This is a genomic window from Lactococcus sp. AK05, from assembly GCF_041026685.1.
GTDB classification, from domain to species: Bacteria; Bacillota; Bacilli; order Lactobacillales; family Streptococcaceae; genus Lactococcus; species Lactococcus lactis.
In genome coordinates this window covers 302,407-319,566 of sequence record NZ_JBFTEI010000003.1, presented here as the reverse complement: position 1 = coordinate 319,566, position 17,160 = coordinate 302,407, and the positions used below count along the sequence as shown (strand labels likewise).

The window sequence follows — 17,160 nt, the reverse complement described above, 5'->3', positions numbered from 1 at the left end:
CGTCATCACCTGTGCCAGTTTTACCGTCTTGTCCAGGTAATGTAATAGTACCATCTGGGTTAATGACATTGCCACCTGGGAGATGAACTGTGCCATCTGGGTCTACGACACTTCCTCCTGGAACATTAATCGTTCCTCCTGGTGTTGTAACTGTACCTCCTCCGTCTGGGAGAGTGACACTTCCATTATCACCTGGAATAATTGGGCCGTTTGGTTTAACCTTACCGTCATCGCCTGTACCAGTTTTACCGTCTTGTCCCGGTAATGTAACAGTACCATCTGGGTTAACGATATCACCACCTGGGAGATGAATCGTGCCATCTGGGTCTACGACACTTCCTCCAGGAACATTGTATGAGCCATCAGGACGATCAACTTTTCCTCCATCACTTGGAAGTGTAACACTTCCGTCTGAACCTGGTGTCAATGGTTGATCCCCAGTTACAGTAACATCATCATCTGTACCTGGCTTACCATCTTTACCTGGTAAGGTAACGGTTTTACCGTCACTAGGAGTAGTTGGGTTTGTTGTGCCGCCTGAACTTGAGCCGCCATCTGTGCTTGAGGTTGGGTTTGTTGTGCCGCCTGAACTTGAGCCACCATCTGTGCTTGAGGTTGGGTTTGTTGTTCCGCCTGAACTTGAGCCACCATCTGTGCTTGAGGTTGGGTTTGTTGTGCCGCCTGAACTTGAGCCGCCATCTGTGCTTGAGGTTGGGTTTGTTGTTCCGCCTGAACTTGAGCCGCCATCTGTGCTTGAGGTTGGGTTTGTTGTTCCGCCTGAACTTGAGCCACCATCTGTGCTTGAGGTTGGATTTGTTGTTCCGCCTGAACTTGAGCCGCCATCTGTGCTTGAGGTTGGATTTGTTGTTCCACCTGAACTTGAGCCACCATCTGTGCTTGAGGTTGGATTTGTTGTTCCACCTGAACTTGAGCCACCATCTGTGCTTGAGGTTGGGTTTGTTGTTCCGCCTGAACTTGAGCCGCCATCTGTGCTTGAGGTTGGGTTTGTTGTTCCGCCTGAACTTGAGCCGCCATCTGTGCTTGAGGTTGGATTTGTTGTTCCGCCTGAACTTGAGCCGCCATCTGTGCTTGAGGTTGGATTCGTTGTTCCGCCTGAACTTGAACCGCCATCTGTGCTTGAGGTTGGGTTTGTTGTTCCGCCTGAACTTGAACCGCCATCTGTGCTTGAGGTTGGGTTTGTTGTTCCGCCTGAACTTGAGCCGCCATCTGTGCTTGAGGTTGGGTTTGTTGTTCCGCCTGAACTTGAGCCGCCATCTGTGCTTGAGGTTGGATTCGTTGTTCCGCCTGAACTTGAACCGCCATCTGTGCTTGAGGTTGGGTTTGTTGTTCCGCCTGAACTTGAGCCGCCATCTGTGCTTGAGGTTGGGTTTGTTGTTCCGCCTGAACTTGAACCGCCATCTGTGCTTGAGGTTGGGTTTGTTGTTCCGCCTGAACTTGAACCGCCATCTGTGCTTGAGGTTGGGTTTGTTGTTCCGCCTGAACTATCCGAACTAGCATTTGATGAAGCGACATAGCTTGAAGCTGCTGAAGCATTTGATTCAGCTTGACTTGCAGCATATGATGCAGCTTCAGCTTCACTTAATGCTTGTGAAGCAAGACTTGATGCTGCTATTGAGTCTGCCATAACTTCTGACCGATAAGAATCAAAGTCAGGATCACTACTAATAGCTGCAGATCCAGCTTGGTTTGCTTCTGAGCTTGCTTTATCAACAAGTGATTGTGCTTGACTTGCATGATCGCTTGCTTGACTCGCTAATGAGCTTGCTGTGCTTGCAGATGTTGAGGCATCTGAGGCATAGCTTTGGACATTAGTATCATCTGGATATTGATTTGCAAGAGAACTTGCTGTTGAAGATCCAGATGAGACTTCATTTGAAGCTTCAGATGCAATACTTGTTGCAGATGAGGCTGTGCTTTGCGTATCATCCCAACGAGGTGAGACATAAAGACCATTTCCTGAATTACCAGTCAAAGGATCCCCAACAGAAAAGTCAGAAGTCAAGAATGCATTTGCATATTGACTCAAATCAAGTCCAGAGAATTTAAAGATATTTTCTTTAGATACGCCATCAGCTCCAACTTTGATAGACACATTGATAGTGGCAATTGCTTTACCATCTGCGTACAAAGTAGCAGTTCCATCTTGAGTAGAACTTGGCATATCCGCATTCCAAACATCAAGAACAGCATAAACTGTTTGATTTGTGCTTGCTGGAAGATTTTCTCCTTGTTCGTAGGCAAGTGTATATCCATAAGAACCTGTGAACTCTTGACCAGTAGATGGATCAGTTGATTCGTATGTAAATGTGATTGGGCTTCCAGCTGTATCAACTGTTGCCGAACTTGCGGTTCCAGCTACAAGTGCATATCCTGAAATTGTAGGTGCTGAAACTGTTTCTCCAGCATACTTGTCATAGGTATATGAACCGATTGATGTACCATCAGACGTTACAGCATTGATGACTCCTTGAATATCATTTGTATTTACTTGATAAACAATTGAAGTATATTGGGTTTGGCCTGGTGCTGCTGATACTCCTTGCACTGCTCCTAAAGCATCTGCTGTAATTACTGTTGTTTCTGGAACGAAAGTATTATCTAATTGTCTGTCAGTTGTAGCTGCAGATTGACCTTCATAATAATAATTAGCTGTTTTTAAATTCTCTAAAATTTGTTCTGTTGGATCGTTAAATGTCAAACCAACTGCAACTGTCGCAAGTCCAGTTGCTGAATAACCTGAACTTGTTAAAATTTGTTGAACAGCTGAAGACATTGCAACAGACATTGCACTAGAAGCTCCTGATAAAATACCATTAGATTGAGTAACTACATTCATGGCGGACGTGTCAGCTGCTACAGAACCCGTTGCATTATTTGCAGTATTCAACATATTTTGGAAAATCGTATTAATATTTCCTTGAGCTGTTGCAATATAACTACCTGCAACAGAAGCTGTATTAGTATTCGTTGATAGACCGTAAATTGCGAGGGCGCCTGATAATGCAAGATATTTTGCATAGGCAAGATTTACTCCAAGGTTAGATTGCAAATCACCTGATGCAATAGCATTTGAAACTGCTGCGGAAAGATTGATTGGCATTAATCCAGCAATATTGGATGAAGATAAGGCTGCTGCGGATACTTTTGTTGATGCTTGGCTTGCTTGTGCTGTAGAAACAGCAATAGGAAGCGTAGAAACAGTATTAGCTGCTAATGTCGCCTGACTAATTAAGTTAGCCATGATATTTGAAATATTTTGACTAACCGCTGTTGTATATGAAATTCCATCGGCATTGATTGTTAAAGTACCATCAGTATTCATTGTTACAGGTGCCAAAATGGATTGTGTATAAATACCATTTGTTCCCTTAACTACAAGCTTTAGCATTTGTTGCTAAACCATCCAAAGTCGTTTGTGCTGCATTTACTGTTTGTTGATAAGAAAGTAATGCGTTAATTAACGCAGATAAGGGTTGCTGTGCTTGAGTTGCTGCTTGAGCTATCGAATTTCCAAGCACTGCTGTTGTTGCTTGAGTAATATCTTGATAGTTATTTAGTCCTAGGATATCGGAAATTTTAAAAGAGCCAAAAGTAGGACCTGTAATTGGGATTCCAACGTTCACAACATAATCCATCAAAGCATTAAGTTGATAGGTTTGCAAATCTTCTGAATAGATATTATATAATGCTCCATTATTATACACAGTAACTTGAGTGGTTCCTGTTCCTCCAGCAACTGGTGTGACATTTCCATTAATATCGATATTAAATGTGGTTGCATTATTTACTGCACCTAATAGTGAATAAGTTGGCGTTCCAATCAAAGCTGTGGTTGCTTGAGATGCTGCAACAACTGCTGCGGAATTCATCAATTTATTTGCTTGGGAAGCATTCAATTGAGTTATAAGTTGTTGAGTGTTGGTTGTATCAATTAATAGATTTGATGCTCCAACCATTTTAAGCATGTTATTTTCTGCTTGTTGAGCTGTATAAAGCTGTAATGCAAGGCTAAGTAATGTCGAATTCGTTGCCGTCGCTAAAGAGTCAACTGCTACTGCTGCGGCAGCATAAGAAGCAACTCCTGAACTAAAGGCTGTATTCACAAGTGATGTTGCTGATGAATTACCTGTAAACTGAACAGAAACTAAGGCTTGCGAATCTTGGGTCGTTTGATAGTTTCCATAAGTTGTTGTCAAAGCATTGTTAGAACCAAGCGAAGCAATTGTTTGATTGTTTGCAACTACAGCTGAGGATAGCGCAAGGATATTCCCTAATTCAAGAAATTCAAGGGTTGATCCTGTTTGAGCAGTAATTAAAGCTGAAAGACTTGTTAAATTCGTGTTATTAGTGAAAACTGCAGTTGACGCGGTAGCTGCCGCTGTTGATGCCATATCATATAATGATTGCGCAGTTTGTTGAACTGTGGCCAAACTTGAAGCAATTGTACTATAAGAGTTAGCAATATTAGCATATGATGAAGCTAAGCTTGTATTCGATTGTGTTTGATATGAGGATGCAATTATTGAATAAGAAGTTGCTAAAGAATTTTGCATTGCAATTCCAGCACTTGCAGAAGCTGCTACAACCGAAGCTGAGGAAAGTATCTCACTCTGTTCATCAAAAGTAGTATTTGCAGTAGACGCATTAGATGCAAATGTAGAAGCGTTAGCAAAATCATCTGCTTGTGATTTTTGTAAATCATTATATGCCGCTACAGATGACGCAATTGCTGTACCTGAATTATTAGTTGCAATGGAATCTGTAATTGAAGTAGCGATTGAGATATAAGCAGACTGTGCTCCATCAAGTAAGACTGACTCTGAATGAATAATAGTAATATAAGAGTTAGCAATACTATTAAAAGCCGATTGTGCTGCCGAAGCTGAATTCAATAGTGAAGTTGCCGAAGTTGCTACTGAAGTTGCAGATGAAACAATAGAACTCATAGTTGTCATTGTGGCATTCGCTGAAGAATATGCATTTGAAGCTTGCACATAGGCCCCAGAGGCATTAATTGCTGCTGTACTATATGAATTAGCTATCAATCCATAAGAACTTGCAAGTGAAGCATAAGAAATATTGTTAGGATCAGAATCAGCGGCTGCTTGGGCAGTTTTACTCGTGCTAGATCCTGTAATAAGATCTGATGGGTTGGGAATATAGACACCAGCAACAATGGTCCCCCCTGCTGCTTTATAAGCGGAATCATAGGCACTTTGGGCGTATGATGAAGCTACGCTTGATGTATAGCTTGATGCCAAACTTTCCCAAATATAATTACTCGTTGTTGCAAGATTTGCTGCCGATTGACCTGCAGCTACTTGAGAATTAAAAGTGCTAGTAGCTGATGAAGTATAGCTTGATAAGCCAGCAGAGTTAGCCCCAATTGCTGCTACTGAAAAAGCAGATTGTTTATTCATTTCAGATGAATTCGAAATGGCATTTGAAGAGGCTACTGACGCTGTTGAGGTTGCTGATGAAACTACTGAACTTGCAGAAGAAATCGTTGTTGTAGCATTTGAGGCAGCTATCGCATAAGAACCGGCAGATGACATATTTTGTAGTGCAAGCAGTGAACTTGCTGTATAGCTGGCTTGGATAGATGTCAGGGTTGCACTCAGTAGAGAATAAGCAGAGCTGTAGGTTAATAAATTATCAGATGTCGCTACCGCTGAAACTAGCGCAAAAGCTGAAGAAACATTACTAGCTAAAGAAGATAATACTGTAGTGGCGCCATCAGATATTAATACTGCTGTTTCTGAGTAATATGCAGATTCGAGAGATGCATTTGATTTACGAAGTGCATCAATCATTGAATTATTTGCTGCTACTGAAGAGGCTGTAATTGTATTTGCTGTTGAAGTTGCTGTAAAACTTCCGGAAGATGGCTGACCACTTGTAAGTTTTGTGTATGTCCCACCAGCAAGTTGAGCTGTCGCTCCTCCTGCAGAGGACTGACCAGAATCCGTACCAGGAGTTGTAATTGTTACAGCAGCTACAGAATAACCTGCTTGTGTTTGATCAGTTGATGGCGAAACAGTCCATGAATAAGAACCATCTGAAAGCGTAGAACCTGAATTTGAAATTGACTGAGTTGCTTTAATATCAACTGTTGTTTGTGAAGCCGCTCCAGAACCAGCTGTTACTGCTCCGTTTGAATTCAAGTTTGTCGAAGAGGTTGTATTAATCGTTCCTCCACTTGAAGCAGTAGATGAACTATTGATACCAATTGTTGTTGCTCCACCAGTGCCGTTTGTGTTTTGTGAGTTACTCGTTTCTGGTGCGCCAATTGGATTTCCAGAATTATTATCTTGCTTAAGTACAGCACTTGAAGAATTTACTTGTGCATCAGTATAACTACTCGGATTTGCTGAAGATTTTGCCGCTGTATTAGCTGAATTTGCTACAGAAGCATTATCAGCTCCAGCTGTAGCATTTGATCCAAGTCCACCAGTTGCAGTGTTTTCTGCTCCAGTTGTTTTACCTGTTGAAGTTGAAAGAACTTGGTCAGCAAAAACGCCATGTGAAGAGGAAGCAATTGCTCCACCTGAAACTACTAAAGCAAGGATAGACGAGGCATAGAGCCATTGTTTTCCTGATTTCCAAGTTCTAAAGTTTTCATGAACTTGTGCATTTTCAGGAATTTTGAATTGATTGTTTTTCATCAGTTCTCCTTTGTTCGTCATAATATTTTTTAGAGTAAATGTTTTTATTATGACTAGTGAATATTCCAATAATTTAACATATAATAAGTTTCAACTAAAACTACTAAAAGTCATTGTGACTTCTTTCAATAAACGGGAAAGCCCCTAATGGTAACATTACTTATTCTCATTTTCATGCCTCTTTTCTTTTGACTTAGTTCAATGATTATTTCCATGAATAAATGTAAAATGATGTATTTTCAGCCTTTATGAAAGAATGAAAACCTTATCAGGAATATGTACAAATTCCTTTTGATAAATTATACAACTTTCTTTCTTTTATTTCAATATATTTCTTTTAGATTTTTTGTTTTTATTTTAAATAAACATAGTATTTCATAGAATACATTTTGATTTTACCTTTCATTTAATTATCTTTTGAGTTAACAATTAAAAAAACCTCATCATATTGATGAGGTTTCTATCTTTTACATGTTAGTACCGTTTGAAGCAATTACTTCTTTATACCAATCAAATGATTTTTTCTTAGAACGTTTTTTTGTTCCATTTCCTTCGTCATCTAAGTCAACGTAGATGAATCCATAACGCTTACTCATTTCTCCCGTAGATGCTGAAACTAAATCAATACAGCCCCAAGGTGTGTAACCCATTAGGTCGACACCATCTTCAACTGCTTCATTCATTGATTGAATGTGTTTTTTGAGATAATCAATACGATAATCATCTTGTATCGTTCCGTCTTCTTCTACTTTATCAATTGCACCTAAGCCATTTTCGACAATGAAGAGCGGGACTTGATAGCGACCGTATAAATCATTAAGGGCGTAACGAAGTCCGTCAGGGTCAACTGCCCAACCCCATTCGCTTTCTTTTAAGAAGGGATTTTTAACTCCTCCAAGAACCATATTTCCTGAAGCTTGAACGCCTTCCCCTGTTTTTGATTCTACAGTCGACATATAATAACTAAATCCTATATAATCAACTGTTCCTTCTTTTATTATCTTTAGATCTTCTTCGGAAATTTCAAGTGCATCTGCATTTACTCCGTGTTTACGGTGAAGTCGATTCGTAAATGCGGGATAGGCTCCTCGAACTTGTACATCATTACAGAAATAATTAAACTCTTGAATGCTTTCTTGTGTTGCTAATTGATTTACTGGGTTTGCATCGAACGAATAAGTTGTTGAATAAATACTCATACAACCAATTTGTAAACTCTTATTCAAGTCATGCCCAAATTTTACAGCTTGAGCACTTGCAACAAATTGATTATGCCAAGCTTTGAAAACATTAGTTTTATCATCTCCACCATTAGATGGAACAAGTCCTTGACTTAAGCCTGAAAAGAATGTTGCTGAATTGATTTCATTAAAAGTCATCCAATATTTCACTTTGTCTTGATAACGTTCTAACAAAACTTTTGCAAAACGGACATAAAATTCGATTAGTTCGCGATTTTTCCATCCTCCATATGTTTTAGCTAAATTAAGTGGCATTTCATAGTGGGAAATTGTAACCACTGGTTCAATTCCATATTTCAAACACTCATCAATTAGTTGATCATAAAAAAGCAAACCTTTTTCATTTGGAGTTGTTTCATCTCCCATTGGAAAAATTCTTGACCAAGCTACCGAAAAACGGTAAGCTTTAAATCCCATTTCTGCAAATAATGCAATGTCTTCTTTAAACTGATGATAATGATCAATTCCATCATGATTTGGATAAGTGAAATGTTCAGTGTCAATCGTCCAATCAAATTCCGGACTTGCAAGAATTGCCAATCTTTCTTTACCTCCTGGCATTGCATCTGCTACTGAGAGCCCTTTACCATCTATATCATAAGCACCTTCTAATTGATTTGCTGCCGTTGCTCCACCCCATAAAAAGTCTGTTTTAAATGTCATTTTATAATTTTCCTATCTAATTTTTAAAGTTTTTCATCAATGCTATTTTAAACTGGATTTGCCACTAATTCAGTTGTTTGTGCATTAACTGCAGTTAGTAACACTTCATTTTGATGAATCGTCGATTGATTTGTAACTAGAATGTCCATATAATCCTGAGTATTTGTTACAATGATTGGAACTTGAGTACTGTATCCCGCATTTTGAATACGCTCAATATCAAACTTGAGGAGTAAGTCACCTTTTTTTACACTCTGTCCTTGTTTTACAAAGGTTTCAAAGTATTTTCCTTCAAGTTGGACAGTATCTATTCCGATATGAATGAGAAGTTCAGTTCCCTCATTTGAAATTAAACCTACTGCATGTTTAGTTGGGAACAAAATCATAACCATTCCATCAAATGGAGCACGAACCTCACCTAGTGTTGGTTCAATCGCTGCTCCTTTGCCCATTACACCTGCAGAAAAGGCTGCATCTTTAACTTGTGATAGTGGAATAACTTTTCCTTCAAGAGGGCTTCCAATTATTTCTTTATTCGTTTTTTGTTTATTAAATTTTTTGTCAGGGATTGGATTTTCAATAACATCATCTTCAAATCCCACAAGATAGGTTACTACAAAGCCAGCTATAACTGCTACAGCTGATACAATCATCATTTTAATCGCGCCTGAAACTTCACCTGTAAGGGTAATATTAGATGTAAAACTGAAGATTCCCAAAGCTCCCATTGTATAGGCTTTAATTCCCAAGGCCATGGCAACAGCTGATAAAATTCCACTTACGATACATGAAACCCAAAATGGACGTTTCTTAGGGAGGGTAATTCCGTAAATTGCTGGTTCTGTAACACCAAACCAACCAGAAATAAAGGCTGGTATTGCTAATTCACGAAGTCGTTTATCTTTTGTTTTTAACATCACTGCTCCAACAGCTCCAGTTTGCGCAAACGATGCTACACTTGCGGCAATTAAAAGCGCGGTTGGTTCTCCTTTTGCTAATGCGATAATTGCAAATGGAACAATTGCCCAATGTAGTCCAAACATGACTAAGACTTGCCAAGCAAATCCTAGCACTAAACCAAAGATAATAGGATTAAATCCTTGTAATGCTAGTAAACCTTTACCTAAAGCATCTGAAGCAAGATTCATTACTGGTCCAATAACTAGGAAGCCTAGAGGAATTGAGATGATTGCCGTAAAGAATGGTGTCAAGAAAAGCTTTACTACATCAGGAATAATTTTCTTTAACTGGTGTTCTAAAAATGCTGCAAATGCTGTAATGGCAATAATTGGCATTACAGAAGACCCGTAGCCAGCAGTTGGTACTGAAAAAGGAATTCCAAAGAGGCTTAATCCACCACTTTCTGCAAATGTTTTTGCAACTGTTCCGTCTACAAAACCTGGGTAAACAAGTGCTGCGGCAATCATCATTCCAACAAATGGTGAGCCATTAAATTTTTTCATTGAAGTATATCCAATGAAAATTGGTAGGAAGAGAAATAGACCATCACCCATTGCATTAAAAACAGCATAGGTTGCAGACGCTTGAAAACTTTGTCCCAAGGCAAAGGATAAAATTGCATTAACCCCTTTAATCATACCCGCTGCTGCTAATGGAGCTAATATTGGTTGGAAAATTCCTGAGATCAATTCCACAAATTGATCGAAAAGGTTTCCTTTTTGTGCAGAGTCTGCTGGTGAGGTATCAAGTACCCCAAGGACAGCATCTACATCTGCACGCACTTCTGGTACATGATTCCCAATAACGACTTGGTATTGGCCGCCAGATTGCATTACTGTAACTACACCATCCATATTTTTCAGGACATCGGTATTTGCTTTTTTCTCATCTCTGAGTTTAAAACGTAACCGTGTAATACAGTTAATCACTGAGATGACATTTTCTTTGCCACCTACATTTGCTACAATGTCTTTTGCAAGAGCTTCATATTTGCCCATTACAAACCTCCAAAATAATATATTTTTTAGAGGTTTCGCCAACTTAATGTCACGATCCAATTGTTACCATAGTTGATGATGACTAAAGTCATCTTAAAAATTAATCTTGTATTTTTTCTAAAATACGTGCTAGATGAACGGTCATATATATTTGTTCATTTTGAGAAACTTCGTACGACCTTGTCTGTTTAAGAAACTCACTGACTTTTTTTGTTCCTATGTATGCTCTTGGGTATTTTCTGGTTATTAGAATGAATAAGTCTTCATCGGTGCTTTCATCACTTTTTGTATTAGAAAGTATTCTTTCGGTGAAAAATTTAAGGTGAGTAATGAACCTTTGAAAATAAATATCTTGCTCATTAAAGTTTACTTGTAAAGTATACTTTAGAGTTGTTAATATTTCTTCCATTAATTTTGTTAATTCCGTTGCATATTCATGACCACTTCCCAGGGTTCCATTAACAATGTGCATGGCCAGAAAACCTGCTTCATCTTCTGGAAGTGAGATATTAAGTTTTTCTTGAACTTTTTGAAGTGTCTCAAGACAAAGTGCAAATTCTTCTGGAAAAAATCTCTTAATATCCCACAAAAGAAAATTTTTAATAGTTATATTGTCTTTTTCACGAATAATTGCTGCATTTAAATGGTCAGCGAAAGCAACCAATACGGTATCAGAAATTGTTTTATCAAATTTTGTTTTTGCTTTTGCTAAAGTTAAAATCGAAAGTTCTACGATTCCACTTGGAATTTCCGAAAGTAATTCTGAAAAATTCTGTTGCTCAGAAGTTACTTTTAATGCAAAAATTTTTTCAATTTTTTTGTCTTCAACAACTTCACCTGCTTTTTTCCCAAATCCTAAGCCTAAACCCATAAGAATGGTTTCTTCATTATCATTTTGAGCAATGACTACATTATTGTTCAGAACTTTTTTGATTTTCACATTCTTCTCCATTTCACAAAAATAGACCTTATCCCCCTATGACTATAGGTTTGATAAGGTCTAGCTTAACTTAATAATCACTATCCAATTTTTTGTAACCGTTTTATTTAATAAAAGTATACCATTTGTAAAGTGGACTGTCAAGGATATATGGTTTTATTAATTTTTCAATTATCTTAAAAATTGATTGCGTTTTCAATAAATTTAATAACTTCGTTTTCTTTACCTTCATGTAAATCACGAACAATTTTTGAACCAACAATAACTCCTGAGGACACTTTATTAAAACGGTCCACATCAGATAATGTAGAAATTCCAAATCCTGTCAAAACAGGAACATCCGTTAATGAAGACAACGCTTTTAAATGTTGGTCAAGCTGGTTACTATAAGCATTTTCTTTCCCAGTTACTCCATTTATTGCAACGGCATAGATAAATCCTTCAGCATCGGCTACAAGTTCTTTTTGCCGTGAAAGTGGCGTGGTTAATGAGACCAGAGGAACTAAACAGATATCTTTATCATTGATAAAGGGTTTGATATAGTCCTCATGCTCTTTAGGTAAATCTGGAATGATAAGGCCTTTAACTGGTGTTTCTTCAAGAGCTGCAACAAACTTTTCAATTCCAAACTGATAAACGGGATTGAAATAGGTCATAATTACTAGAGGAACTTTTGTATCAATTGTTTTTAAGGTTTCAAGAATACTTGAAAGTGATACATTTCTTGCTAAAGCACGCAAACCTGCTTGTTCGATGACTGGGCCATCAGCAACCGGATCTGAAAATGGAACGCCAATTTCAATAGCAGAACTCCCAGCTTGTTCAAGAAGTTGAATGGTTTCTTTAAGACCTTCTAAGCCTTTTTCATGGTCGCCAGCCATGATATAAGGGACAAAATTATTTTTTTTATTGCTTAAAATCATTTGTAAAGTTTTCATTTTTTCACCTCTTTTTCTGCTTCAAGTCGTTCTTTTACTTGAACCACATCTTTATCCCCACGTCCTGAAAGACAAACAATCATTGATTTATCTGGTCCTAATTCTTTTGCTAATTTGACTGCATAGGCAATAGCATGAGAACTTTCTAGTGCTGGAATAATTCCTTCAGTTCTAGATAAGATTTTAAAACCTTCAAGTGCTTCTTCATCTGTAATATCAACATATTTTGCTCGTCCAACAGCATTGAAATAAGAGTGTTCTGGACCGATTCCTGGATAGTCTAAACCGGCTGAAATACTAAAGGCTTCTAAGATTTGACCATTTTCATCTTGAAGGACATCCATGAGTGTTCCATGAAGAACGCCGGGGCGGCCTTTAGTAATTGTCGCTGCATGATGTGGTGTATCAATCCCAAGACCAGCAGCTTCAACACCATACATGGCAACTGATTCATCATTAACGAAGGGATAAAAAAGTCCCATAGAATTTGAGCCTCCGCCAACACAAGCTACTAAAGCATCTGGAAGTTTATTTTCTTTTTCTAAAAATTGGGCACGCGCTTCCTGTCCAATTACAGCTTGATAATCACGCACAATTTGTGGAAATGGATGTGGTCCAAGAACTGAGCCCATTACATAATGCGTGTCTTCAACTTGAGCAACCCATGCTCTAAGTGCTGCATTAACCGCATCTTTAAGTACGCGTGAACCGTCAGTTACTGAATGAACTTTTGCACCGAGTAATTCCATGCGAAAGACATTGAGAGATTGTCTTTTAACGTCTTCTTCACCCATATAAATCGTACATTCCATGCCAAAGAGGGCAGCAGCGGTTGCGGTTGCGACACCGTGTTGGCCTGCACCTGTTTCAGCAATGACTTTATTTTTTCCCATTTTTTTGGCAAGGAGGACTTGTCCGAGGGCATTGTTAATTTTGTGTGCTCCTGTATGGTTTAGGTCTTCTCTTTTAAGATAGATTTTTGCTCCGTCCGCATATCCTGTTAAGCGTTTTGCATAATAGAGTGGGTTTTCTCGTCCAACATAGTCTTTAAGTAATTCTTTAAGTTCTGCTTGAAATAGAGGGTCTTTTTTACTATCTTCGTAGGCTTCTTCTAATTGTTTTACTGCTGTCATTAGTGTCTCAGGTACGAATTGGCCCCCGAATTGGCCGTAAAATCCTTTGTTGTTAGGTTGGTTGTAGGTCATGTTGTTGCTCCTTTTTATGTAAGTTTCATGGTAAATCTCATTTAATGTTCGCGTCATTTTCTTCAAAAAGTAATTTCTTTAAAATCTTCTTATCTTTAGTTTTTTTGGCTCGCCAGCTATCTGTCACTGCCGCTTGGTAAATTTGAACATTTTGCTTTAAAGTAGGGAGGAAAAATTCTTGATGTAACTCAGATTTGAAATTGATTTTGGGAATATCATTATCGTCAACCCCGGCATAGTTTTTAAGGGTTTCCACACTTGCAAAGCCAACATGAATGCTAGCTTTTTCAAATTTATGCTCATGTAAGTCAATGAGCTGATAACCTAATTCTTCCATTAAACTTGTTAATTGCTCAAAATTTTCAAAATCGGGCTTTTTGAGTTGAATATCAATGTCATCAGGATTTGTTGGAAAATTGATTATTTGCTCAACTGCTAAACTTCCCATTAAATAAGGGATAATCTTATTTTCATTTAGCTTTTTTGTGATTCTTAAAAATTCTATAAATAATTGCTTTGATGAAGCAAGGCTTGCATTTTGAACAAAGTTTTTTATTTTTTTAAGGTTTTTAATTCCGTCAGTTTCTACTCCAGAAGAAACATCCACACCGTAGGCATTTGGAAAATGTTGAATAGCAGCTGCTACATTTTCTGGATTAAGTCCACCAGCAATGAAAAATTTATTTTTCAGACCGCTGGTCACCAAAGATTCCCAATCAAATGCTTGACCACTTCCAGCTTGTGGACTATCAAATAATAAAATTACATCTTCGTATTCTTTAAATTCTTGGTCTGGCCTTATTGCTTTAATAACCGAAATATCTAGTTGATTAATGTAATTCATATCTTCATTTCCGTGAAGCTGAACCAGATCAAGTTGAGCAACTTGAATGGCTTTTTTTACAAAATCAATAGGTTCATCAACAAAAACTCCTACTTTTTTGACTGTTTTTGGGACATCGTTTGTGATTTGAAGAATTTTTTCTGGTGCAACTTGGCGTTTTGAGGGACTAAGAATAAAACCGAGATGTGTGGCACCAGATTCTACGGCTGTATCAACAGCTTCTTTTGTAGATAAGCCACAGATTTTAATTTTCATTCGTTTTCCTCTTGACTTTTAAATCTTTCAAAGATTTTTCTAGATTTTCTGATTGCATGAGTGCTGTTCCAACCAATATTCCATTGAAAGTATCGGAAACTTTTTGGGCTTCGTTTGCGCTAAAAATGCCTGATTCGGAAATGTAGATATTGTCTTCTTTAAAGTAGGGAGTCAAATCTACTGAATTTTGTAAGCTCACTTCAAAGGTTTTTAAATTACGATTATTAACTCCAATAATTTTAGTCCCAAGCTGATGAGCAATCTCAAGTTCTGCTTTATTATGTGTTTCAACAAGAACTTCAAGTCCTAGTGAAAGTGCGTAGTCGTAGAGGTTTTGGAGTTTGGGGTATTGATTTTCAAAAACTGCGACAATGAGTAAAATAACTGTTGCTCCCGCATTAACTGCCCGATTGATTTGTTTTTTATCGATGATAAAATCCTTGTTCAAGGTGGGGATTTGGACATTTTCTGAAATTTCACGGAGATATTCAATATTTCCTTTAAAAAATACAGGGTCAGTTAAGACGGAAATCATAGCGGCACCGGCTTGTTCGTAATCTTTGGCTTGGTCAACGATATCCACTTCTAAATTGATATCACCTAGACTGGGCGAAGCTTTTTTGACTTCGGCAATCACTTGAAGCTGGTCGGAATGTTTTTTTAAGTAATCATAAAAATTGCATGTTTGACGAACTTTTCCTACTTGTTCTTCTGGCATTTTAGCAATTTCAAGTCTTTTTTCTGCTAGGATTGTTTCTAGAAATTTTCCTTTTTTTATGTTCATATTTTTCTCTCATTTTCTGCTATTTCAAAATTTGCCATCAAGATTTTTAACCAATTTGTTCTGCTTGTAATTCATGCAACTTGGTAAGAGCTGCTCCTGTACTAATTACTTCTCTTGCAAGGTCAACTCCGGATTTGACGGAATCAACTTTTCCATTGGCATAAAATCCAAGTCCGGCATTTAAAACGGTCGTTTCTAAAAAGGCTGACGGTTGATTTTCAAGGACATTTTTTAAAATTTCAGCATTTTCTGGGGCTTCACCTCCACGAATATCATTGAGTTGAACTTCTGAAATACCAACGTCTGAGGCTCTAAATTCATGCAAAGTCACTTTGTCATTTTCTAAAAGTGCGTAATGATTAAGTCCAAAGGGAGTTGCTTCGTCCATTCCGCCTTCACCTGTGATGACTAATGCTCGCTTACGGCCTAAGCCTTTCAAAACATTTGCTGTTAATTCAAGTAAATCTGGACGTGAGGTACCAAGAAGTTGCGTATCAAGTGGAATTGGATTGATTAGTGGCCCAGTCAAGTTCATAATTGTTGGAATTTCGAGTTGTCTGCGGACTGGCGTGAAGTATTTCATCGCTGGGTGGAGATTTTGAGCAAAAAGGAAAACTAAACCAACTTTGTCAAAAACTTGAGCTAACTTTTCTGCTGGTAAATAAAGATTGATTCCTAAGGCCTCAAGAACGTCTGCCGAGCCAGATTTACTGGTAATGGAGCGATTTCCGTGTTTTGCCATATTGACTCCACCAGCTGCTAAAACAAAAGCGGCTGTGGTTGAAATATTAAAACTGAATGAACGGTCGCCTCCTGTTCCACAATTGTCCATCGCATTTGTCAAATTTGTTGGAATAGGAATCGCTGCTTTTTGTAAAGCTCGAGCCAAACCAGTCAATTCGCTTGCTGCTTCGCCTTTCATTTTTAATGCTACTAAAAAGCTGGCAATTTGGACCTCACTTAATTCACCTTGGATAATTGAATTAGCAAGCATATTCATTTCATTTTCGGTCATGTCACGACCTGACATCACTTTTTCAAGTTCATTTTTCATTTGATGACTCCTTGTTTTCATTTACTTGGTTGACAAAATTTTCAATCATGGTCATGCCGTCCAATGTGCCAATGGATTCGGGGTGAAATTGTAATCCATAAATCTGTTCTTTTTCATTTTCAATAGCCATAATTTCACCATCATCTGTCGCGACTGCTGTGATTGCAAAATCTGGTAAAGCGACTGCCTCGTCCATGACAATTGAATGATAGCGCATGACTAGAAATTTTGAGGGAAGATGATTGAAAAGTAAATTTCCTGAGGTCTGACGGACTTGTGAATTTTTGCCGTGCATGACTTGATGGGCTAAGCGCAGTTTGCCACCAAAAACTTCAACGATGGCTTGAAAACCTAGACATATTCCTAAAATTGGTTTTTGACCTGAAAATTGCTGAATAAGTGTTTCCATTTTCCCAGCATCCGCAGGCCAACCAGGACCTGGTGAGAATATTAAGGCGTCTGCTTTTTCTGCCATATTTTCCAAAGAATCATCGTCATTTTTCACAACTGCTACATCAGTCAAAGCACCTACATACTGCACTAAGTTGTAAGTGAAACTATCGTAATTATCTATTATTAAAATCAATTTTGT

Annotated in this window: 11 protein-coding genes; all 11 read right to left on the bottom strand. The window is 38.1% G+C overall.

Going from position 1 to position 17,160, the window contains the following annotated elements; all coding sequences use genetic code 11:
* The coding region (locus tag AB6B24_RS08580) for a hypothetical protein (RefSeq protein ID WP_369164476.1) at window positions 1–3,409 on the bottom strand (3,409 nt) is incomplete at its 3' end.
* Window positions 3,390–6,686, bottom strand: a complete 3,297-nt coding sequence (locus tag AB6B24_RS08575) for a KxYKxGKxW signal peptide domain-containing protein (RefSeq protein ID WP_369164474.1) — start codon at window positions 6,684–6,686, stop codon at window positions 3,390–3,392. The genes AB6B24_RS08575 and AB6B24_RS08580, both read right to left, overlap by 20 nt.
* A gap of 467 nt (window positions 6,687–7,153) precedes the next feature.
* Window positions 7,154–8,590, bottom strand: coding sequence for a glycoside hydrolase family 1 protein (locus AB6B24_RS08570; RefSeq protein WP_015426628.1), 1,437 nt, complete (start codon window positions 8,588–8,590; stop codon window positions 7,154–7,156).
* Between the two features lie 47 nt (window positions 8,591–8,637).
* Window positions 8,638–10,548 carry a beta-glucoside-specific PTS transporter subunit IIABC gene (locus tag AB6B24_RS08565; RefSeq protein WP_058206903.1) on the bottom strand — a complete coding sequence of 637 codons (1,911 nt, stop codon included), beginning with the start codon at window positions 10,546–10,548 and terminating at the stop codon, window positions 8,638–8,640.
* A gap of 100 nt (window positions 10,549–10,648) precedes the next feature.
* Window positions 10,649–11,488: a BglG family transcription antiterminator LicT gene (licT, locus tag AB6B24_RS08560; protein ID WP_311803261.1), complete on the bottom strand. Its 840-nt coding sequence runs from the start codon at window positions 11,486–11,488 to the stop codon at window positions 10,649–10,651.
* Between the two features lie 176 nt (window positions 11,489–11,664).
* A complete protein-coding gene (gene trpA / locus AB6B24_RS08555; protein ID WP_311803258.1) occupies window positions 11,665–12,426 on the bottom strand; it encodes a tryptophan synthase subunit alpha in 762 nt (253 codons plus the stop codon).
* Window positions 12,423–13,631 (bottom strand): tryptophan synthase subunit beta, encoded by a 1,209-nt coding sequence (gene trpB, locus AB6B24_RS08550; RefSeq protein WP_311803256.1) that lies wholly within the window; start codon window positions 13,629–13,631, stop codon window positions 12,423–12,425. The genes trpA and trpB overlap by 4 nt, the downstream gene beginning before the upstream one ends.
* Before the next feature lie 37 nt (window positions 13,632–13,668).
* Window positions 13,669–14,730 (bottom strand): phosphoribosylanthranilate isomerase, encoded by a 1,062-nt coding sequence (locus AB6B24_RS08545; RefSeq protein ID WP_311803254.1) that lies wholly within the window; start codon window positions 14,728–14,730, stop codon window positions 13,669–13,671.
* Window positions 14,720–15,514, bottom strand: coding sequence for an indole-3-glycerol phosphate synthase TrpC (gene trpC, locus AB6B24_RS08540; protein WP_311803252.1), 795 nt, complete (start codon window positions 15,512–15,514; stop codon window positions 14,720–14,722). The genes AB6B24_RS08545 and trpC overlap by 11 nt, the downstream gene beginning before the upstream one ends.
* Before the next feature lie 46 nt (window positions 15,515–15,560).
* The gene (trpD, locus tag AB6B24_RS08535) at window positions 15,561–16,568 is read right to left on the bottom strand and encodes an anthranilate phosphoribosyltransferase (protein WP_259757935.1); all 1,008 of its coding nucleotides are present in this window, start codon (window positions 16,566–16,568) and stop codon (window positions 15,561–15,563) included.
* Entirely contained in the window at window positions 16,558–17,154 is a 597-nt protein-coding gene (locus tag AB6B24_RS08530; RefSeq protein WP_095587061.1) for an aminodeoxychorismate/anthranilate synthase component II, read from the bottom strand. The genes trpD and AB6B24_RS08530 overlap by 11 nt, the downstream gene beginning before the upstream one ends.
* Between the last annotated feature and the right edge of the window lie 6 nt (window positions 17,155–17,160).